Source organism: Halorussus vallis (assembly GCF_024138165.1).
In the GTDB taxonomy this organism is placed as follows: Archaea; Halobacteriota; Halobacteria; order Halobacteriales; family Haladaptataceae; genus Halorussus; species Halorussus vallis.
Genome location: NZ_CP100000.1, coordinates 2,103,475 through 2,124,358 on the forward strand (window position 1 = coordinate 2,103,475; position 20,884 = coordinate 2,124,358).

Genomic DNA, 20,884 nt, shown 5'->3' on the forward strand with positions numbered 1-20,884 from the left:
CGCGGCCCTACTGCTGGGAGTCCCGGAGGATGAGCGGGCCGATGGCGAGCGTCCGCTTCGCGACCGTCGCGATGCGGAGGACGTAGGACGTAAAGAGCAGGAACGGCACGAGCGTCACCGTGAACCCGAAGGCGGTCACCCAGAGGACGTTGGAAACCCCGAGCGTGGCGCCCGGGAACGACCCCGACTGGAGGAACGCGAGCATCGTCCCGGAGACGACGAGCGCGGGAATCGCGGCGTACAGTATCAACTGCGAGAGGTCCACCAGCGCCCACTGGAAGTACAGCGTCTTGATGTGCTCGCGGGCCGGACCGAACATCACCAGCGAGGTCCGCAGGTCGTCGAGCGCGGTCTTCTGCTCGTCGGTGAGGACGTCGTCGTACTCGTCGGTGATGCGCTCGACCTGGAACACCTTCCACGAGTAGTTGAAGTTGAGCGCGGCGAACAGCACGGCGAAGGTGCCGAACTCCGCGCCGTCGAGTTGGTCCTTGACGGTCTGGGCGTTGCCGATGAGGCTGTCGGTGAACTCCTCGACCTCGTCGCGGAGGTCCTCGTCGTCGCTGTCGGCCATCACCTCCCGCAGGTGGTTCGCGCGGTCCTCGGAGACGCCGACGATGCCCTGGAGGAACGCCGAGGGGTCCGAGGGCGTCGTCTCGCCCATCAGTTCTCCGGCGTAGGTCCGGAAGTCCATCGCGTCGCTCATCCGCTTGCGCTGGTCGCCCAGCGGTCCCGTCTCCTGGGAGAGGACGAGCTGGTTGATGGTCACGACGAGCGTCGTGCCCGTGATGACCGCGCCGAGCATGGTCGAGAAGATGTAGTCGAGGACGGCACTGCTCGCGATTATCGACCGGAACGACGAGGGCATGAGCGCGCCCGCGACGACGAAGGCGACGAAGACGGCGGCGGCGAGCACGCCGGTCACCACCAGCCGGCTGGTCTTGAGCAACAGCCAGAGCTTGAGACGGCTCTCGCCCGCCCGCTCGCGCAGCGTGTTGGCGGTGCTGATGTCACCGTTCTCGTCGCCCCCGCCGTCGCCGCCGTTTTCGCCCGCCGCCCGACGCTCGCTCTCACTCATCGGTCGATTCGGACTCCGTCGCCTCGGACTCGGCGTCCCGCGCGGGTCGCTTCAGGACGAAGTACTTGGTCCCGCCGCCGTCGTAGTCGACGGTGGCGGCGAGTTCCCAGCCCTCGCGGCCGAGTTCGTTCAACGCCTCCTGCGGGTCGGCCGACTCCTTCTTCGTGCCTTCCCGCGGCGGTCGGAGCGTCTCGTACTCCCACTCGCGCCTCGTCATGTATCGTAGACGAACGAGGCGCAGGGCATTATACGACGGGGCCGCGGCGGAGTGGCGTTCCGCTCGGACGCTCCGCCGGGCGACGTCACTCGCCGAACATCCACCGGCGAACGCGCTCCCAGACGGGGAGTCGGCGGCGACGGAGTCGCCGCTTCAGCGCGGCGTTCTCCCGCCGGAGGCGTTCGTTCTCGGCTTCGAGGTGCGCGGTGTCCTCGCGGCTCCGCTGGCGGTCGCTCTCGGACTCTCGCCGCTCGACCGCTCGAAGGCCGGAGCCGCGGTGCTCGGTTGCTCGATGCTCGACCGTTCGACTCCGGGACTCCCGATGCTCGGCCTCGAATCGTTCGCGCTCGGCGGCCGCGACGCGGCCGCCGAGCGCGTTCGCGTCGCCCGTTCGACCCCCGAGGACGGCGTTGACCACCGCGCCGAGCAGGAGGACCAGCGCGCTCAGGTAGAGCCAGGTGACGAGCACCAGGACCCCGCCGACGACCCCGTAGGCCTCGTACCTGCCGGCGTAGACGACGTAAATCTGGAACAGCCACTGGAGGACGGCCCAGCCGACCGTCGCGAAGAGGAGTCCGGGAGCGACCTCCCGCGGGGTCAGGTCGACGTCCGGGAAGACGTAGTAGACCGGGAAGAACGCGAGGATGAGCCCCGCGACGAGCAACAGCGGGTTCAGCAACCCCGCCAGCGGGAGATTCGGAACGAGCGCGAACGCCGCGGCGGCGGCGACCACGACGCCGACCGCCAGGACGAGCGCGAACAGGACCACCGCGCCGTCCCGGAGCTGTTCGCGAAGCGAGTTCTCCTTGGCCGTGTCGTATATCTCGGAGAACGCCACGTCGAGGCCGCGGAATATCTTGAACGTCCCCCAGAGGAACGCGGCCGCGCCGACCAGCGACGCGCCCGCCCGGGTCGGCACGTCGGCCAGCGCTTCAATCAGCAGGCCCTGGGTTTCCGGCGCGAGCATCGACTGGGTGACCGAGACGATGCTCTCGGTCAGGGTCGCGTTGTCCACCAGCGAGAGGACGAACAGCGCGAACAGCAGGAGCGGAATCAGCGAGACGAACGCGTGGTAGGCGATGCTCCCGGCCATGAACGTGACGTTCTCCGCGCGGACCTCGCGGAGGACCGCCCGTACGAACGCCCGCGCGTCGTGACTCCGAAGCTCCACGATTCGACCCCCCTTTCAGGACGAAAGGTCCTGGCGCACTAAACGACTCCGGGCGATTCGGGGGTTCGAACCCCCGAATCGCGCGGCACGAATCGACCGCCCGGGCCAGGAGCGCGACCGGTCGAGCGCCGGACACAGTCGCCCGCCGAACACAATTTTCATGTCCGGCGTCGTCGTGGCGCGAACGGGGGAGACCATGAGTTCACAACGACCGCAAGGGAGCGGACCGAGACAGCCGCGGATGTTCATGACCGGCGTCGACCTGCCCGAGGAGACGCGGCGGACCGTCGTCGGGATGCTCAACCAGAGCCTCGCCGACACGACCGACTTGACGACCCAGCTCAAGTACGCCCACTGGAACGTCAAGGGCATCAACTTCTACCAGCTACACCTCCTGTTCGACGAGATAGCCGAGGTGCTCGAAGAACACGCCGACACCATCGCCGAGCGCGCGACCGCACTGGGCGGCGAGGCGACGGGCACGGCCCGGATGGCCGCGGCCAACACCCGGATTCCGGAGATTCCGACCGACGCGACGACCGGTCCCGAGTACCTCGAAGCGCTGGTCGAGCGCGTGAGCATCCACGCGTCGAACCTCCGGCGCGACATCGAACTCGCGGTCGAGTACGACGACGAGGACACCGCCGACTTGTACACCGAACTCTCGCGGGAGGTCGACAAGCAACTCTACTTCCTGCAGTCGCACCTCCAGGACCAGAGCGCGGTCGAAGGCACGGCGCGCGTGGGCGCGCCGGCGGTCGCAGATCCGACGGGCCAGAGCGCGAGTGCGAGTCCGCCCGCGTCGAACGGCGGGCGGACGCAGGGGTCGGCCCCGTCGCAGTACGGACGACCGATAACGTCGCGCTACGGGTCCCAGCCGACGCGGCGGTGAAGCGTCGGCGAGACGCCTCGGCGTGACCGGCGGAACTCGATTTTTTTCGACTTCGGAGCGCCGAGTCCGGAGGGACTCACGGTGCGGGACTCGCCCGGGTCCGGAACCCGCTCGTCCGAGCGGCCGGCGGCGCGGAACTCGTCGGACGCAATATATAATAAAGTATTTAATAGGAACGTCGTAACGATAATCCGATAGCGCCCGGCACCCTCCAGCGTCGAAGTCCGGGCGACGAGTCGACCGATGACACGGACCCCTAGCCAATCGCTCTCCGCCCGCCGCCCGCCCGACCCGACGACCGGCGAGCGCCCGGAGGTGTCCCCCGCCCCGTGAGCGCCGTCGACGCACTCGGGGCGGCGCTCTCGTCGGCGTTCCTCCGCCCGCTCGGCCTCGCCGCGGTGGCGGCGGCGATACCCGTCCTGGTCCTCTACCTGCTCAAGCCGAACCCCAGCAGGGTGGCGTTTCCCGCCGTCGAGTTCCTGCTTGGCGACCGAGAAGAGAGCCGACGCCACCCGGCGCTCCGGCGACTCCGACGGAACGCGCTGCTCGCGCTACAACTACTGGCGATAGTCGCGTTCGCCGTCTCGCTCGCCTCGCCGTACGTCCCGGTCTCCGAGCGACGGACGGTCGAAGAGACCGTCCTCGTCGTCGACCGGAGCGCGAGCATGGCCACGGAAACCGGCGGCGCCACCCGGTTCGACCGGGCGGTTTCGGCGGCCAGGAAGGCGGTGACGACCGAGACGTCCGTCGTGGTCGCCGGCGCGACGGCGAGCGTTCGGGCGAAACGCGTCCCGGCCGCGGAAGCGAAGGCGACGCTCGACGCGCTCGCCGTCGCCGAAACCGACGGGACGCTTCGAGACGCCGTCCGACGAGCGACGCAGATCGCCGGCGAAGACGCTCGAATCGTCGTCTTGAGCGACTTCGCCGACGAGGGCTGGCGGAGCGCGGTCGCGGCCGCCCGTGCGCGAGGACACGACGTGCGAACGCGGCAGTTCGCCGGCGGCGGCGCCGACAACGTCGGCGCGATAGACTACTCGTTCGCCGACGGGAACGTCTCCGTCCGAGTGAAGAACTTCGGCGACGGGCGGGCGAAACGTCGCGTCTCCTTCGCCGGCGAAACCCGGTCGCTGACGCTCGGGCCGGGCGACGTGGCTCGCGAGACGTTCGCCATCCCGGCGGGCGGCGGTCGGCTTCGGTTGACCCCCGGCGACTCCTTCCCCGTCGACGACGAACTCGCCGTCGCCGCGCCCGACGACCCGACGACGAACGTGCTCGTCCTGACCAACGGGGAGAACCGCCCGCTCGTCACGGCGCTCTCGGTCGTCCGCGGCACGCGCGTGACCGTGAAGCGCCCGCCGACTTCGGTGTCGAAGGACTACGACGTCGTCGTCTTCGGCGACGTGGCGCCGGGACGGCTCCTCGACGGAACCCGGCGGGTCGCCCACGAGACGCTGGCGCGTGGCGGCGCCGTCGTGATTCAGGCCCGACCGAACCTCTCGGCCGTCGATTACGGGGGACTCCTCCCCGTCGAACCGAACGGCACGGCGACGAACCCGACGCTCGAACGGCCGGCCGACGGTCCCCTCACCGAGGGGATGACGTTCCCCGCGCCGTCCTCGTACGTGACCGGCGACCTCCGGTCGGGGCGGGCGCTCCTCCGGACGGTCGACGGCACGCCGCTGCTCGCCACCGCGAGCGTCGAGAACGGCCGCGTCCTCTACTACGGCTACCCGCCGAGCGACGAGGCGTTCGCGCACAACTACCGGTATCCGGTGTTCTGGAAGCGCGTCGTCTACGAACTCACCGGTCGGCGACCCCCGGCGGAACTGAACCGGCGAACCGGCGAGCGCCTCCGATTCGGCGCGAACGCGACGGTCGAGACGCCGGCGGGGCGCCGGGAGGCGGGGTCGCTCGTCCTCCGGCGGGTTGGCTTCTACGAGTCCGGCGACCGCCGGTACGGCGCGTCGCTGGCGAGCGCCGCCGAGTCGAACGTCACCGCGCCCGCCCTCGCCGCGGGCGGCGGAGCGAACGACGGGTCGGGCGGCGCGGCCGGGTCCGAGTCCCGCACCGTCCCGCTGGAACTGACCGCGCTCGCCGCCGGACTCGCGGCGTGCGTCGTGCTGGCCGAACTGGGATTCCTGCGCTACCGGGGTGACCTCTGATGGTGCCGGCGACGCTCGTGCGACCAGAACTCGTCCGATTAGAACTCGTCCGAGCGGTCGCCCGGCGAGCGGCCGTCCCCGGCGTTTCCGTTCCGGGGTTCGACGCGACGGTCGAGTTCGCCCGGCCCGCCGTCCTCGCCGCGCTCCCGGTCGCCGCGGTCGTCCTCGGGTTGCTCGTCCTCCGCCGCGGCGGCGGCCGGGCGGCGACCCCGGACGCGGGAGCGGGTCGGCGCGCCCGAATCGCGCTGTTGGCGACCCGGACGGTCGTCGTCGCCTGCCTCGTCGTCGCCGCGGCCGGCCCGACGACGGTCACCACCGCGACGACCCCGGGCGACCCGACGGTCACGATGCTGGTCGACCGGAGCGCGAGCACGGACGTCTACCCGTCGGTCGCCGACGACCTCGAGGCCGCCATCGAATCGGAGGGCGTCGCCGTCGACCGGGTTCGGGTCGCCGCGGGCAATCGCTCGCGCGTCGGCGACGGACTGCTCGCGAACCTCCGGCCGAACGGGAGCGTGCTCGTGGTCTCGGACGGGCGGGTGACCGGGGGCGCGTCGCTCGCGCGCGCCGCCGACGTCGCCGAGTCCGTCGACGCGACCGTCAACCGGGTTCGGTTGACGCCGAACCGGACCGACCGTCGCGTCGCGGTCTTCGGACCGTCGAAGGTGAGCGTCGGCGTCGAGAACCGGTTCGCGGTCCGCGTCTCCGGCGTCGAGAGCGGAGAATCCGCCGGAGGCGGCGGAGAGGGCGCGAACGGCGGGGCTGCACCGACCGGCGCGACGGTGACCATCGAGGTCGACGGCTCGGTGGTCGACTCCCGGCCGGTCCCCGAGAACGGAACCGTCTCGGTCACCCGGAACTTCTCGTCCGTCGGCCCGCACCGAATCACGGCCCGACTGAACGGCGACGACGTCCACGCGGCCAACGACGTCTACCGCAAGACGGTCCAGGCGGTCGAGCGACCGCGCGTGCTGTACGTCAGTCGCGGCGACTACGCGCTGGAGGAGTACCTCCGTCGGCTCTACGACGTCGAGCGCGTCGCCGAGGTCCCCGAGGACCTCGGCGACTACTACGCGGTCGTCGTCCACGACGTCGCCGCGCCGGACCTCGGGTCGGTCGGCGCGCTCCAGAAGTACGTCATCGACGGCGGCGGCCTCGTGGTCGTCGGCGGCGAGCACGCCTACGAGAAGGGCGGCTACGGGTCGTCGCAGATTGCGTCGATGCTCCCGGTTCGCGTCGGCGGGTCGACGGGCCGACGGTCGCAGGTCGTCCTCGCCGTCGACGTGTCCGGGAGCGCCAAGTCGGGGATGCGCGTCCAGAAGTCGCTGGCGCTCGACGTGCTCGACCAACTCGGCGGGCAGAACCGGGTCGGACTGGTCGCGTTCAACCGCCAGGCCTACCGGGTCGCCAACCTCACGGCGCTCGACGGTTCGCGCGCCGACCTCGAACGGAAGATACGAAGCCTCCGGAGCGGCGGCGGCACCAACGTCGCCCGCGGGCTCCTCGGCGCGTCGAACCTGCTCGGCGACCGGGGCGGAACCGTCGTCCTGCTCAGTGACGGCAGGGACGCGGCCAAACCGTCGTTCGCGGCGGCCGACCGGCTCGAATCGCGGGACGTCCGCGTCGTCACCGTCGGGGTCGGGTCGGTCAACGCGAAGGTGCTCCGCGGCATCGCCGAGCGAACCGGCGGAACGTTCCTCCCCGCCGACGAGACGAATCGGCTCCGAGTGGAGTTCGGCGGGCCGAACCGGCGGTACGACGGCGACCACCTGGTCGTCGTCGACGACGGCCACTTCGTCACCCGCGGGGTCGACCCCACCGCGTCGCTCCCGGGGTCGAACGAGGTCGGCGTCAAGGCCGGTGCGAACCTGCTCGCGGCGACGGGTTACGGCGCGCCCGCGCTCTCGGCGTGGCGGTTCGGACTCGGCCGCGTCGTCGCCGTGACCGCCTACGGGGCCGACGGGAGCCTCGGCGGCCTCCGGACGCGGCCCGCCTCCCTGCTGCTCTCGCGGTCGGTGAACTGGGCCGTCGGCGACCCCCAGCGGAAGGCGACCGGCGTCGTCAGCGCGCCCGACACCCGCGTCGGCCGGCCGACCAGGCTCGTCTACGCGGGCGAGGAGCGCCCGAGCGTCGAGGGCATCTCGTTCTCGAAGGTCGCCGCCGACCGGTACGAGGCCCGGCCGGTCCCCGACGCGCGGGGATACCGGGACGTCCTCGGGAGTTCGTTCGCCGTCAACTACCGGGCCGAGTACGCCGCGCTCGGCGTCTCGCCCGCACTGAAGCGGGCCGTCGAGCGGACCGGCGGCGAGACGTTCGGCACCCGCCAGGCGAGCGCCATCGCCGACGCCGTGACCCAACAGACGACCCACCGGCGCCGAATCGAACGCCGGTGGGACTGGGCGCTGTTGCTCGCCGGCCTGGTCGTCTACGTCGGCGAGGTCTGCGCCCGGCGACTCGGGCGATACCGCGGACGAGGAGCGATTCCATGAGCTACATCGGCACCACCATCAACGTCGCGCTGGCCCTCCTCGTGGGGCTGTCGGCCGTCGGCCTCGTCGGCACGACGGTCTACTACCAGGAGTCGGTCGAACGGCTCCACGCGGAGAACCAGCGCCTCGACGACCGCACGGACAGCCTGCAGACGAACCTGGAACGGAGCAACGAGCGACTCGAAGCCCGGAACCGGACGCTCCGGTCGATCAACGAGAGCCTCCGGACGCGACTCTCGGACATCCGGGAGGTCTCGAAGAAACTCCGGGCGACCGAGGCGAAGCTCAATCGGACGCGGTCGCGTCTCTCGGCGACGAAGCGCGATCTCGACCGGGCGAACGACCGGGTGTCGGACCTCAGTGCGAAGGTCTCCGAGTTGAAAGAGCGCAGAGCCACGCTCGAAGCCCAGCGAGCGCGACTCGAAGCCAACCTCACCGCGGCCCGGAAGCTCACCGACCGGCTCAACGAGACGACCGAGCGGCTTCAGACCCGCCTCGACCGGATGAACGCGACCGCCGACGAGAAGAACCAGACTATCGTGCGACTCCGCGATCGAATCAGGACGCTCGAAGCGGAGAACGAGCGACTCCGCAAGCGCATCCGGGAACTGGAGAACTCCTCGGGGGGATGAGACGATGAGCGACCCAACACCGACCGACGCGACGAACGACTCGGCGGCCGACGGGAGCGTCGACGACGTCCGGAGCGCGCTCGCCGAGATTCGCCGCGAGAGCTACAAGGCGACGTTCGTCTACGCCAGCCTCGACGCGACCTGCGTCCTGTTCGCGGTCGCGCTCGTGCTCGACGCGGTCGGCGGTTCCTGGTTCGACGCGGCCGTCGCGGCGGGAGCGCTCGAACCGCTCGGCGTCCCCGCTCCGGACGTCGGCACGCTACTGGCGGTCGTCGCGGGCGCGGTCGCCTTCGGTGCGGAGGTTCGCCTGCGCTCCCGGCGGCCCGTCGCCGAGCGGTTCGAAGCGGCCAACCCCGAGGTCCGGGAGGCGCTCCGAACCGCCCGCGACGCCGCGGCCGCCGACCGGACGAACCCGATGGCCCGGGCGCTGTACGAGGACGTCCTCGAACGCCTGCGGGAGACCTCCAGCGTCGGCCTGCTGAACGCGACGCGACTCGCCGCCACGGTCGTCCTCGCGCTCTGCCTGAGCCTGGCGTCGGTCCAGACGGCCGTCGTCGGCCTCGAACTCGGCTCGCCGGTCGGCGGTTCCGGGTCGAACGCCGGCGGCGGGGCGACCCACGCCTCGGCCGCGGCGAACCTCTCGGACGCGACCCTGCGCGACGGCGACGAAGTGCTGGGGGACCCGACCGACGTCTCGGCCGGGTCCGAGAACCTGACCGCCGAGGTCGGCGCCGGTCCCGGCGGCGACGGCCAGCGCGAGTGGAACTACGACGGCGATGCGAGCGACGGCCGCGACGACGCGGCCGTCGACCCACAGCGGGCGGGGTTCGCGTCGCCGGAGCGCGTCGAAGACGCCGCGCTCGTGCGGCGATACGCCCGCGAACTCGGAGGAAACTCGACCGATGACTGACGAGCTATCGACCCCCGACGACGTGACGAATCGAATACGAGCGATCCGGTCCGAGGTTCGACGGCGAGTCGTCGGGCAGGAGGCGGTCGTCGACCAGGTGCTCGCCTGCCTGCTCTGCGACGGCAACGCGCTGCTGGAGAGCACGCCGGGGCTGGGCAAGACCCTGCTCGTGCGCACCCTCGCGGCGGTCACCGACCTCTCGTTCTCGCGCATCCAGAACACCCCCGACCTGATGCCCTCGGACGTCGTCGGCACCGAGATGGTCCGGGAAACCGAAACCGGCCGAACGTTCACCTTCGAGCGGGGGCCGGTGTTCGCCAACCTCGTGCTCTCCGACGAGATAAACCGGGCGACGCCGAAGACCCAGTCGGCGCTCCTGGAGGCGATGGAGGAGGGCCAGGTGACCGCCGGCAACGAGACGTACGACCTCCCCGAACCGTTCTTCGTGCTGGCCACCCAGAACCCCATCGACCAGGAGGGGACGTACCCGCTCCCGGAGGCCCAGGCCGACCGCTTCCTGCTGAAGATACTGCTCGACTACCCGTCGGCCGACGCCGAGCGCGAAATCGTGGACCGGTACACCCGGGACGTCGACGCGACCGTCCCCGTCGAGAAGCAGGTTTCGGCCGGCGAACTCCGCCGGATGCAGCGACTCGCCCACAAGGTGCCAATGGCCGACGACGTCCGGGACCTCGCGGTCGGCCTCGTCAGGGACACGCGGACCGCCGACGACCTGGAGTACGGGGCCAGTCCCCGCGCGAGCATGGCGCTCGTCAGGGCGGCGAAGGCACGCGCGCTAATCGAAGGGCGGACCCACGTCAGCGCCGACGACGTGGCCGCGATGGCGCCGCCCGTCCTCCGCCACCGCGTGGTGGTCGACTTCCGGGCCGAGCGCGAGGGGACGACCCCCGACGACGTGGTCGCGGCGCTGCTCGACGACCGATGATAACGACCGACTTCCTCGCCGAACTCGACCGGTTCGACGCCGCCCGGGACCGGCATGCACGCTCGCGAAATCAGGGCGAGCGGACGACCGACTCGGTGGGCGAGGGGCTGACGTTCGCCGACTACCGGCGGTACGCGCCGGGCGACCAGCCGCGGTTCATCGACTGGAACCTCTACGCCCGCACCGACGAACTGTACGTCAAGCAGTTCGAGGCCGAGCGCAACTTCACGGTCCACGTACTGGTCGACGCCAGCGCGTCGATGGACTTCGGCGACGGCGACGCCCACAAGTTCGAGTACGCCGCGAAACTCGGCCTCGGCTTCGCCTACCTCACCGTCCGGGAACACAACGAGTTCCGGTTCGCCGTCTTCGACGGGACCGCAGAGCGCCTCGACCGCGGGCGCTCGAACCGCGGCGAGGTGCTCGGACTCGTCGACCGGTGCAACGCGGTCGAACTCGACGGCGAGGCCGACTTCGAAACCGCGCTCGCCGACTACGCCGCGACCATCCGCTCGAAGGCGCTGGTGGTCGTCTGCAGCGACTTCCTCGCCGACCGCGACGCAGTCGACGCCGGCCTCGAAGCCCTGGCCTCGAACCGGTTGCTCCTCGCCCACGTCGTCTCGCCCGGCGAGCGCGACCTGCCGAGCGCCGGCGACACCGTCTTCGAGTCGCTCGAGTCCGACGAGCGCGCCCGGACCTACGTCGGCAAGCGACTCGCGCGGCGCTACCGCGACCGCTTCGACGCCCACGCCGGGAGCGTCGAAGCGGTCGCTCGCGACCTCCGGGCGCGATACGAGCGACTCGATACGGACGCGCCGTTCTTCGAGTCGTTCGGCGACCTCTGGTTCGAGTGAGCGGTCTAAAATTGGATGACTCGAGCGAGTCGGTGCCGAGCGTTCGGGCGTTCTACCGAAGCCGCCGAGCCACTCGGAGCGCCAGCGAGACGAACGTTCCGAGGCCGGGGACGCGCGAGGAGAGCGCCGCGGCGCCGACGAGCAGGAGGCCGCTCTTCGGGCGGCCGCGGGCGAACGCCATCGCGGCGTCCACGAGCGTCGAGACGATGCTGAGCTTGTTGACGGACTTCGAGTCGAATGCGTTCATGCCTCCGTAGGGAGGGCCTCCACGGACAAGTACCGAACCCTTGGTCCGGTAGGCAGGACGAGAAACCGCAACCGCGGTTCTCGTCGGGGAGATGAGGAGTCGGCGAAGGCGGGAACAGGAGTCGCGCGGGCGGGGTCGACCCGCCGCGCCAGCGGCCAATGAGACAGTACTTTAGTGACGAATTCCAATGGACCGCTAACGGAGTCTCTCTTCACATGCAATCGGACGGAGCCGACGGATACGACCCGAGCGCGATAGAGCCGAAGTGGCAGCGAGCGTGGGACGACGCGGACGTCTTCGAGATCAGCGACGACGCCGAGGACCCCACCTACGTCCTCGGGATGTTTCCCTACACCTCCGGGAACATCCACATGGGCCACGTCCGCAACTACACCATCACCGACGCCTACGCCCGCTACAAGCGGATGCGCGGCGAGTCGGTGCTCCACCCGATGGGGTGGGACTCGTTCGGCCTCCCCGCCGAGAACGCCGCCATCGAGCGCGACATCGACCCCGAGGAGTGGACGATGTCCTGCATCGACTCGATGCGCGAGGAGATGGAGGCGATGGGCTTCGGCTACGACTGGAGCCGCGAGATAACCACCTGCCAACCCGACTACTACCGCTGGAACCAGTGGATATTCAACCGCTTCTTCGAGGAGGGGCTGGTCGAGCGCAAGGCCTCGGAGGTCAACTGGTGTCCGTCCTGCGAGACGGTGCTGGCCGACGAGCAGGTCGAGGGCGAGGCGGAACTCTGCTGGCGCTGCGACACCCCCGTCGAACAGCGCGACCTCGACCAGTGGTTCTTCACCATCACCGACTACGCCGACGAACTGGTCGACGCGCTCGACGAACTGGACGGGTGGCCCGACAGCGTCCGCGGGATGCAGCGCGACTGGATCGGCCGCCAGCACGGCGCGACGGTCGAGTTCAATGTCGAGGGACATGGCCCGGTCGAGGTGTTCACCACCCGACTCGACACCATCCACGGCGTCTCGTTCTTCGCGCTGGCGCCCGACCACGACATCGCCGAGGAACTGGCGGCCGAGGACGACGAAATCGCCCACTTCGTCGAGGAAGTCGCCGACCCCGAGGGCGACGAACCTCAGGGCGTCGCCACCGACCTGACCGCGACCAACCCCGCCACCGGCGAGGAGGTTCCGGTCTTCGTCGCCGACTTCGTGCTCTCCGACGTGGGCACCGGCGCGCTGATGGGCGTGCCCGGCCACGACGACCGCGACCACGCGTTCGCCGAGTCGGTCGGCGCCGACATCGTCCCCGTCGTCGCGCCGTCGACCGACGACGTGCCGGACGTCTCCGAGGACGCTTACACCGAGGACGGCGTGCTGGTCAACAGCGGCGAGTACGACGGCCTCGACAGCGCCGAGGCCCGCGAGCGACTCACCGAGGACATCGAGAGCGCGGCCGACAGCACCCAGTACCGCCTCCGGGACTGGGGCATCTCCCGCCAGCGCTACTGGGGGACGCCCATCCCCATCGTCTACTGCGACGACTGCGGAGCGGTCACGGTGCCCGACGAGGACCTGCCGGTCGAACTGCCGGAGTTCGTCAACACATCGGGCAACCCGCTCGACGCTGTCGAGGACTTCGTTGAGACGACCTGCCCCGACTGCGGCGGACCCGCCGAACGGGCGACCGACACGATGGACACGTTCGTCGACTCGTCGTGGTACTTCCTGCGGTTCATCTCGCCGGACCTGGAGGACGCCCCGTTCGACGTCAAGCAGGCCACCGACTGGATGCCCGTCGACCAGTACGTGGGCGGCATCGAGCACGCCGTGATGCACCTGCTGTACTCGCGGTTCGTCACCAAGGCGCTCGCGGACATGGAGATGCTCGAACAGCGCGAACCCTTCGACGAACTGGTCACCCAGGGGATGGTGCTGCTGGAGGGCGACAAGATGTCCAAGAGCAAGGGCAACGTCGTCTCGCCCCAGAACATCATCGACCAGTACGGCGCCGACACCGCCCGGCTGTTCATCATGCAGGCCGCCCAGCCAGAGCGGGACTTCAACTGGACCGATGAGGGCGTCCGGTCGAGCCACCGGTTCCTGACCCGGCTGTACGACCTCGTCGAGGGCTTCGCGGCCGACGCGCCAGACGGTGAGGACGACGACGTCGCGGGCTACGTCGAGCGCGAAATCGACCGCACCGTCGCCATCGCCCGGGAGGACTTCGAGACGCTGACGTTCAACACCGCGCTCCGGGAACTCCGCGAACTGGTGAGCCTGCTCGAACGCTACGGCGAGTACACCGAACCCCACGCCGACACGGTCGAGTACGGCCTGCGGGCCATCGTCCGCCTGCTCGCGCCGGTCGTCCCCCACGTCTGCGAGGAACTCTGGGACGAACTCGGCGAAGAGGGCTTCGTGGCCGAGGCCGAGTGGCCGACCTTCGACGGCGACCTCTCGGAGGTCGAACTCGAACGCCAGTTAGTCGAGGAGACCCGCTCGGACGTCCGCCAGATAATCGACGTGGCGGGCATCGAGGACCCCGAGTCGGTGACGGTCGCGGTCGCGCCCGAGTGGAAGTACGAGGCCCACGAAATCGCCCGCGAGTCCGACAGCGACAACGTCATCGGCGAACTGATGCAGCAAGACGAGATTCGCGCCAAGGGCGACGCCGCCGCGAGCTACGGCCAACAGCTCCAGGACGACCGCCAGTCGCTGAAGGCCCAACTGCGCCCCAAGCGCGAGGTCGAGGTGCTTCGCCGCGCCGCCTGGCTGCTGGAGTCGGAGTTCGACGCCGACGTGACGATTCTGCCCGGCGACGAGACGAGCGAAGAGGACACCAAGCAGGCCCGACCCGGGCGGCCGGCCATCGACATCGAGTAGGCGAGTCGGCGGATTTTCGGTGGGATTATTGTAACAGGTTAAAATTGAAGTTCGGACTTGGACAAGCCTCAACGAGTTTCGTAATCCAAGCCCGCTTGGCCTTTTCCTCCTCTTCGGAAACTATGCCTTCCGCTTGTTTGAGCCGAAGACGTACGCTCTGTGCCTCGTTACGAATCATCTCCCTGGCGCGTTTCCATTCTCGAGGGTTGTACGGGGGTTTCCCAGAGATATAAGATAGTGAAGGACTACCTGCAACTATTCGGCCTGGTCGATGTTTCGTCAATAATATCTGAACCTCCGTTTCGAACTCGTAGGTCAGAGACCGAATTTGTGAGCTACTCAAGTCGGTGAGAGCGTCGAGAGTGTACTCCTCTTCCCAAAGCTCGAACGTCTCCTCCATCACCTCTGACGGGAGTTCGGGCTGTTCTCGCTGTCGGATAAGCCGATCTACTTCCCTGGAAACTGATACGTGACCATATTACAAAAATGACTGGTTAAAATCATCCGACGATAATAGCAGTTCTACTGATTTAACGTTCGACGGGCGACTTATTTCGGCATTCATCGTCCAGTCTGCAAACTCCGACGAACAGACAATCGCTCGAAAATCTACATAACGCGTCGTTGGTCCGAGGCGAATCCCAATCGTAATCACCCCCCACTGTCTTCGAAGAGGCAATGGGGAGCGTGACGCGGATTATCACCGGCGTGGGCGAGCGGCGCACGGTTATCGGACTCGGAGTACTGCACGTCGCGGTTGCCCTCGGGTTCGTCGCCATGCCGGTCGTCGACATGCCGGTCGGCGACACCGTCGTCGAGACGATTCTCGTCGGCGGGAGCGGTATCGCGCTGGCCTACGGCGGCTATCGCCTCCCCGCGACGGACATTCGGCCGGACCTCTACCACATCGTCGGGACGTGGTGTCTACGCGCCATCGGGGTGATGCTCGGCATCGCCGCGCTCGGGTCGATAGTGGGCGGCGTCGACGAACCGGTTGGCGCCTTCGTCGTGCTACCGGCGCTCGCCAGCGTCGCCGGCCTCGGGATGGGATACCACGACGCCAGAGCCAGAACCCGTGCGGTGGACGCAGAGGAGCGCCGACGGGAGGCCGAACAGTACAGCCGGGAACTCGAACGCTACCAGACCATCGTCGAGACGGTCAACGACGGCATCTTCGTCATCGACGAGGAGAACCGCTTCACGCTGGTCAACGACGCCTACACCGAACTGGTCGGCTACGAGCGCGAGGAACTGCTCGGCTCGAATTCGGCGTTCCTCGCGACGGGAGATACGGACGTGGAGGCGATGTCGGATACCATCCACGAGGACCTAGGGAGCGGACTCGCCGGGCGCCAGACGTACGAGTCGAAGATACAGACCGCGTCCGGGGAGACGCGCGAGGTGGAGTCGACCGTCGCGCTCCTCCCAGAGCAGGAGGGCGCCGACCGGGACAAGGTCGTCGTGGTGCGCGACATCACCGAGCGCAACGAGCGCGAGCGACGGCTCGAGAAGCAGAACGAGCGCCTCGACAGTTTCGCGGGGCTGGTCGCCCACGAACTTCGCAATCCCGTCACCATCGGCCAGATTTACAGCCAACAACTCCCGTCGGACGGCGACCGGAAGGCGACCGAGTACATCACGGAAGCGTTCGACCGCATCGAACACATCATCGACGTCATGCTGGTCATCACGCGCGGTCGGAAGGCGGTCTCCGAGAGCGAGTCGGTCGAACTCGCCGACGTGGTGCGCGAGACGTGGGACGAGGCCGACTCCTCGGGTGCGACCCTCTCGGTCGCAGTCGACCGGGCGATAGAGGCCGACGAGACGTACGTCCGCCACCTGTTCCGCAACCTCTTCGAGAACGCGGTCGAACACGGCGGGTCGGACGTCACCGTCACGGTCGGCGACCTGCCCACCGGCTTCTACGTCGAGGACGACGGGACCGGTATCCCGAAAGACGACCGAGAGGTGGTGTTCGGGTCCGGATACACGACGGCGGGCGGTCGCGGCGGGATGGGCCTGGGGCTGACGTTCGTCCGGGAGATGGCCGACATCTACGGATGGACGTGTTCGGTCACGGAGAGCGAATCGGGCGGCGCGCGTTTCGAGTTCGAGAACGTGACCGAGACGTAGCGCGGAGCCCAGACGCTCGCCGACCTGCTTCAGGATCCGCCCAGGAACCGCATCGCCAGTCCGGCCAGAATCAGCAGGACGCCGATGATGGTCGCTATCGGGGGAATCGGGATGAACAGGAACACCACGCCGACGAGTATCACGCCGGTCGATAATCTGACCATACGTCCACGTTCGCCGGCCGGCCAGTTATGCCCACTGGCGGATTCACCCGATTCGCGCCGTCACGACTCCACGCCCAGCACGCGCTCGGCCGCTCGACCTACTGCATCCGTGTGCCGCTCGGGCGCGTAGACGCCGAAGCGCCACTGCGCGCGGCCGGCCGCCAGCACGCCCTCGACCAGCGGCGACTCCTCGGGGAGTCGCCGCACCTCCTCGCCGACGACCACGCTGGTTGAGGACTCGGGAATCGAGGGTTCGCCCGGTGTGTCCACCAGCACGCGGTCGGGCGCGACGCCCGCGGCGGCGGCGATGTCGCGTTCGAACGCCCGGACCGTCTCGTGGTCGGCGGTGACGACCGCCTCGGGAACCGCGTCGAGTTCGGCCCACGCCGCCCGCTTGTAGAGGTCCCGGCGTTCGAGGCGGGCGGCGGTTTCGGCGGTCGTCTCGCACGCCCGGAGCGCCGCCAGCAGTTCGGCGTCGGTCATCCGGGCGAAGCGCTCGGGGTCGAGGTCGGTCGCGTCGGCGTCGAGCAGGCGCTCGCTGGCGCGTTCGAGCATCGCACCCGCGATGCGGGAGGTGTGGTGGCGGTAGACCGCGGCGTTCATCAGCGCGCGGGCGACCAGCACGCTCTCGGCGGTCGGGACGTTGCCCGCCGCGAGCACGAGGTCACCGTCCCGCAGACGGAGCGCTGACAGCAGGCGCTCGGGGTCGATGGTGCCGTAGGGGACGCCGGTGTGGTGGGCGTCCCGGAGGAGGTAGTCGACCCGGTCGACGTCGAGTTCGCCAGCGACGAGGCCGCCGAGTTCGCCCTCGCCCGCGACCAGCGCGGCGACCTCGTCGGGGTCGAGGCCGTGGGATTCGAGGACCGTGGCGAGCGAGTCGTCGCCCGCGGGGTCGCCCTCGGTCGCCGGCCCGCCGGGAATACCTTCGCCGGCGACTCGAGTCGCGTCGCGACCCGAGTCGCCGGCGAGTAGGTGGCCGATTTCGTCGTGGTGGCGGCCGAGGCGGCGCTGGATGATGCCCTCGGTCTGGTGGCCGTAGGGACCGTGACCCACGTCGTGGAGCATCGCGGCCGCCCGGACGGCCTTCGCGCGCTCGCCGTCGACGCCGAGGTGGGCGAGCGCCTCGCGGGCGAGGTGGTAGACGCCGAGGCTGTGCTCGAACCGGGTGTGGTTCGCGGAGGGGTAGACGAGCCTGACCGTGCCGAGTTGCTTGATGTGGCGCAACCGCTGGAACTCCGGCGCGTCCAGCAGGTCGCGGGCGAGGTCCCCGACCGGGATGTGGTCGTGGACGCTGTCCTTGATGGCTTCCATCGGCCGACCTTGGGAAAGCGCCGACAAAAAGGTGACAGGTCTGCCGCGACCGGCGGTCGCCGCGGGTCGGTCGGCGATGGCTCAGTCGTGGAGCCAGGACACCGCGAGAATCGAGAATACGGGCGCGTACGAGGCGAGCGCGAGCGCGGCCGCGCCGCCCACCAGCAGGGTCGCGAGTTCGTCGGGGACGACGAGGACGAAGTACGCGGCGAACCCGGCCGCGACGAGTAGTCCGATACCCGCGACCGAGAGGTGGGAACGGACGACGTCGACGAACCGTTCGGCGGGGAGTCGTTCGGACATGTGGCGTTCGTCTACCGATTGCAACTTTCGTCTTGAAATAATTGAGGGGTTTACGTGTCGGCGTCCGAAAGACGTTTACTCGCGCCGACGGTCGAGGAGCGTGAACACATGTCGGACGAACTGGACGTGACGGCGTCCGAAGGCCTCGACCCCGACGACGCGTTCACGCTACTCGCCGACGAAACCCGACTGAAGATACTCCGGGCGCTCGGCGACGCCGCCGAACCCGAGGACTCGAACGCGCTGTCGTTCTCCGAACTCCGCCGACGGGCCGACGTCGCCCAGAGCGGCCGGTTCAACTACCACCTCAAGCGGCTGACCGGCCACTTCGTCGAGGGCGTCGAGGACGGCTATCGGCTCCGGTTTCCCGGCGTCCTGGTCTACCAGTCGATACGCGCCGGCACCTTCACCGAGGACGTGTCGGTGGCCCCCTTCGACCTCGACGCCGGGTGTCACGTCTGCGACGGGACGCTCCGGGGGCGCTACGACGGCCTCGTGTTCCGAATCGACTGCGGCGACTGCGAGACGGAGTTCTACCACTGCCACCTGCCGCCGAGCAGCCTCGACCCCGCGCGGCGCGAGGAGACGCTCCGGGCGGCCGACCAGCGCATCCGCGACCACCTCTCGTCGCTGTCGAACCGCATCTGCCCGCGGTGCGCCGGCCGGGTCCCGCCCGAACTCATGGTTCCGAGCGAGGACCACCGGTACGGCGACCCGGCCGCCACCAGCGCGCTCACACTCTACGAGTGCGACCACTGCGGCGCGTACAACTACACCCGGGTCGGCGCCCACCTCCTGTTCGAACCCGCGGTGGTGTCGTTCTGCTACCAGCGCGGCGTCGACCTCTCGACCCGCCGAGTCTGGTCACTGGAGTTCGTCTCCGCCGACACCCGGACCGAAGTGGTGTCCGAGGACCCCTGGCGAGTCGCCGTCGAGGTGGACGCCGGCGACGAGACGCTCCGCGTCGTCGTCGACGGCGACCTGAACGTCGTCGAGACGACCACGCGCTGACCCGCCGGACCGACTCGGAGAACCCCCGACGGAAGGTTTTTTGCCCGACACGTCGTGTGTCGAACGATCAGGCCCATGCCCGAACGCTCGGTGGGCGACCTCGGATTCGGCCTGCTGGCGGTCGGCGTCGCGGTCCTGTACGGCTACCTCTACGCGACGACCGACCACGACCCCTCGGACGCCGAACTCTGGTGGGTCGCCACGACCGGGGTCGTCGGCCTCGTGGCGCTGCTGCGGTACGCCTCCGCGCACTACCGCCGGAACGAGGCCGTCGTCGACGCCGCCGTCTCCCTCCTCGGGTTCGGAGTCGCGCTCTTCCTCACCGTAAGCGGGAACGCGACGCTCGCGGGGTTCGGCGGACTCGTCGGGGTCGTCTTCGGCGTCGGCGCGCTCTACGAGTTCCACCATCGGGGAGAACTGGAGGGTCGATACTCGACGGTGCTCGCCGGCGTGCTCGGCGCGGCGCTCCTGGGATTCGGCGTCGTCCTCGCGGCGCGCGACTTCGGTTCGGGCCCGGCCGCAGTGGGAGTCGCCAGCGCCGCGGTCGGGGTCGTCGCGCTGGCGTGGGCCGCCCGGGCGGCGGTCGGTCGGTGAGTCGGGGCGAGCGCCTCGTCTCGGGCCGGGAGCGAACCACTCAAACCCCGACGCGCCCAACCCACGGCCATGCCGACTGCCGACAACCACGGCGTCTCCCTCCACTACGAGATCGACGGCGGCGACGGGCGCGACGGCGAAGCCGAGACGGTCGCGCTGGTCCCGGACGCGTGCTACGGCGCCTGGCAGTGGGCCTGGCAGTACGACGCGCTGGCCGGCCCGTTCGAGGTCGTGACCTACGAGGCCCGCGGAACCGGGCGCTCGGACGAAGCGGACAGTTACAGAATCGAGGAGCAAGCCGCCGACCTGGAAGCCGTCCTCGCCGACGCCGGGGTGCGGAAGGCCCACGTCGTCGGCGCGGGAACGGGCGGGATGGTCGCGTTGCAGTACGCCCTCGACTACTCGCGTGCGCGGTCGTTGAGCCTGCTCGGCACCTCCCCGGGCGGACCGCGGGCGACGCCGACGCCGCCCGCGGTCCGCGAGCGACTCCGGGCCGGGCGCGACGACCCCGAGTCGCTTCGCACCTCGCTCGACGCGGTGGCGGGCGACGAACTGCTCGAAACCGAGGACCTGGTCGAGCGAATCGTCGCCTGGCGGGCCGCGGAGGACGCGACCCGCGAGGTCCAGCGGGCCTACTTCGACGCCGCCGACGCGTTCGACGTCAGCGACCATCTCTACGAGATTACGGTGCCGGCGCTCGTGATGGTCGGGACCGACGACCGGGTCTACCCACCGGAGAACGGTCGCTTGCTCGCCGACCAACTCCCGAATGGCGAACTCGTCGAGTTCGCGGGCGAGCACCTCTTCTTCGTCGAGCGCTCGAAGGAGGTCAACGACGCGCTCGTCGGCTTCCTCGAAGCACAGAGCGACGACTGACCTCCGGACCGACGATCGACCACCGGACTGGCGACTCACCCC

Annotated in this window: 19 protein-coding genes; 12 read left to right on the plus strand and 7 right to left on the minus strand. The window is 69.4% G+C overall.

What is annotated here, in order from left to right; genetic code table 11:
• Positions 1-7: 7 nt before the first annotated feature.
• The 3 genes from NGM07_RS10640 to NGM07_RS10650 form a co-directional block, all read right to left on the minus strand.
• Positions 8-1,075 (minus strand): DUF7972 family membrane protein, encoded by a 1,068-nt coding sequence (locus tag NGM07_RS10640; protein WP_253511009.1) that lies wholly within the window; start codon positions 1,073-1,075, stop codon positions 8-10.
• On the minus strand, positions 1,068-1,292 hold the full coding sequence (gene sp36, locus NGM07_RS10645) for a Sp36 family protein (RefSeq protein WP_253511011.1): 225 nt from the start codon (positions 1,290-1,292) through the stop codon (positions 1,068-1,070). Before sp36 ends, NGM07_RS10640 begins: the two co-directional genes overlap by 8 nt.
• Positions 1,293-1,377: 85 nt before the next feature.
• The gene (locus tag NGM07_RS10650; protein WP_253511012.1) at positions 1,378-2,463 is read right to left on the minus strand and encodes a YihY/virulence factor BrkB family protein; all 1,086 of its coding nucleotides are present in this window, start codon (positions 2,461-2,463) and stop codon (positions 1,378-1,380) included.
• 196 nt (positions 2,464-2,659) lie between these two features.
• Between NGM07_RS10650 and dps the strand changes: the two genes are divergently transcribed.
• The 7 genes from dps (at position 2,660) to NGM07_RS10685 (ending at position 11,348) form a co-directional block, all read left to right on the plus strand.
• Positions 2,660-3,355: a DNA starvation/stationary phase protection protein Dps gene (dps, locus tag NGM07_RS10655; RefSeq protein ID WP_253511015.1), complete on the plus strand. Its 696-nt coding sequence runs from the start codon at positions 2,660-2,662 to the stop codon at positions 3,353-3,355.
• Between the two features lie 329 nt (positions 3,356-3,684).
• Positions 3,685-5,517, plus strand: a complete 1,833-nt coding sequence (locus tag NGM07_RS10660) for a vWA domain-containing protein (RefSeq protein WP_253511017.1) — start codon at positions 3,685-3,687, stop codon at positions 5,515-5,517.
• Positions 5,517-8,006, plus strand: a complete 2,490-nt coding sequence (locus NGM07_RS10665; RefSeq protein ID WP_253511019.1) for a VWA domain-containing protein — start codon at positions 5,517-5,519, stop codon at positions 8,004-8,006. The genes NGM07_RS10660 and NGM07_RS10665 overlap by 1 nt, the downstream gene beginning before the upstream one ends.
• Positions 8,003-8,638, plus strand: a complete 636-nt coding sequence (locus NGM07_RS10670; RefSeq protein WP_253511022.1) for a hypothetical protein — start codon at positions 8,003-8,005, stop codon at positions 8,636-8,638. Before NGM07_RS10665 ends, NGM07_RS10670 begins: the two co-directional genes overlap by 4 nt.
• Before the next feature lie 4 nt (positions 8,639-8,642).
• Entirely contained in the window at positions 8,643-9,548 is a 906-nt protein-coding gene (locus NGM07_RS10675) for a DUF7502 family protein (RefSeq protein WP_253511025.1), read from the plus strand.
• Positions 9,541-10,494 (plus strand): AAA family ATPase, encoded by a 954-nt coding sequence (locus tag NGM07_RS10680; protein WP_253511028.1) that lies wholly within the window; start codon positions 9,541-9,543, stop codon positions 10,492-10,494. Before NGM07_RS10675 ends, NGM07_RS10680 begins: the two co-directional genes overlap by 8 nt.
• Entirely contained in the window at positions 10,491-11,348 is an 858-nt protein-coding gene (locus NGM07_RS10685; protein WP_253511031.1) for a DUF58 domain-containing protein, read from the plus strand. Before NGM07_RS10680 ends, NGM07_RS10685 begins: the two co-directional genes overlap by 4 nt.
• Positions 11,349-11,400: 52 nt before the next feature.
• On the opposite strand, the gene NGM07_RS10690 is transcribed toward NGM07_RS10685, so the two are convergent.
• Positions 11,401-11,595, minus strand: coding sequence for a hypothetical protein (locus NGM07_RS10690; RefSeq protein ID WP_253511034.1), 195 nt, complete (start codon positions 11,593-11,595; stop codon positions 11,401-11,403).
• A 215-nt stretch (positions 11,596-11,810) separates the two neighbouring features.
• Here NGM07_RS10690 and leuS point away from each other — a divergent pair, with 215 nt between their 5' ends.
• Both leuS and NGM07_RS10700 read left to right on the plus strand, forming a co-directional pair.
• Complete coding sequence (gene leuS / locus NGM07_RS10695; RefSeq protein WP_253511037.1) at positions 11,811-14,450, plus strand: leucine--tRNA ligase; 2,640 nt, start codon at positions 11,811-11,813, stop codon at positions 14,448-14,450.
• A gap of 678 nt (positions 14,451-15,128) precedes the next feature.
• Positions 15,129-16,583, plus strand: a complete 1,455-nt coding sequence (locus NGM07_RS10700) for a PAS domain S-box protein (RefSeq protein WP_253511040.1) — start codon at positions 15,129-15,131, stop codon at positions 16,581-16,583.
• A gap of 29 nt (positions 16,584-16,612) precedes the next feature.
• On the opposite strand, the gene NGM07_RS10705 is transcribed toward NGM07_RS10700, so the two are convergent.
• From NGM07_RS10705 to NGM07_RS10715, 3 genes are all read right to left on the minus strand, one after another.
• Entirely contained in the window at positions 16,613-16,747 is a 135-nt protein-coding gene (locus tag NGM07_RS10705; RefSeq protein ID WP_253511043.1) for a transporter, read from the minus strand.
• 60 nt (positions 16,748-16,807) lie between these two features.
• Positions 16,808-18,058: an HD domain-containing protein gene (locus tag NGM07_RS10710; protein ID WP_253511046.1), complete on the minus strand. Its 1,251-nt coding sequence runs from the start codon at positions 18,056-18,058 to the stop codon at positions 16,808-16,810.
• An 81-nt stretch (positions 18,059-18,139) separates the two neighbouring features.
• Positions 18,140-18,361 carry a hypothetical protein gene (locus NGM07_RS10715; RefSeq protein WP_253511049.1) on the minus strand — a complete coding sequence of 74 codons (222 nt, stop codon included), beginning with the start codon at positions 18,359-18,361 and terminating at the stop codon, positions 18,140-18,142.
• Between the two features lie 108 nt (positions 18,362-18,469).
• Between NGM07_RS10715 and NGM07_RS10720 the strand changes: the two genes are divergently transcribed.
• The 3 genes from NGM07_RS10720 (at position 18,470) to NGM07_RS10730 (ending at position 20,842) form a co-directional block, all read left to right on the plus strand.
• The gene (locus NGM07_RS10720; protein ID WP_253511052.1) at positions 18,470-19,372 is read left to right on the plus strand and encodes an ArsR/SmtB family transcription factor; all 903 of its coding nucleotides are present in this window, start codon (positions 18,470-18,472) and stop codon (positions 19,370-19,372) included.
• Between the two features lie 75 nt (positions 19,373-19,447).
• On the plus strand, positions 19,448-19,966 hold the full coding sequence (locus tag NGM07_RS10725) for a hypothetical protein (RefSeq protein WP_253511055.1): 519 nt from the start codon (positions 19,448-19,450) through the stop codon (positions 19,964-19,966).
• Between the two features lie 69 nt (positions 19,967-20,035).
• Entirely contained in the window at positions 20,036-20,842 is an 807-nt protein-coding gene (locus NGM07_RS10730; RefSeq protein ID WP_253511058.1) for an alpha/beta fold hydrolase, read from the plus strand.
• Positions 20,843-20,884: the final 42 nt, after the last annotated feature.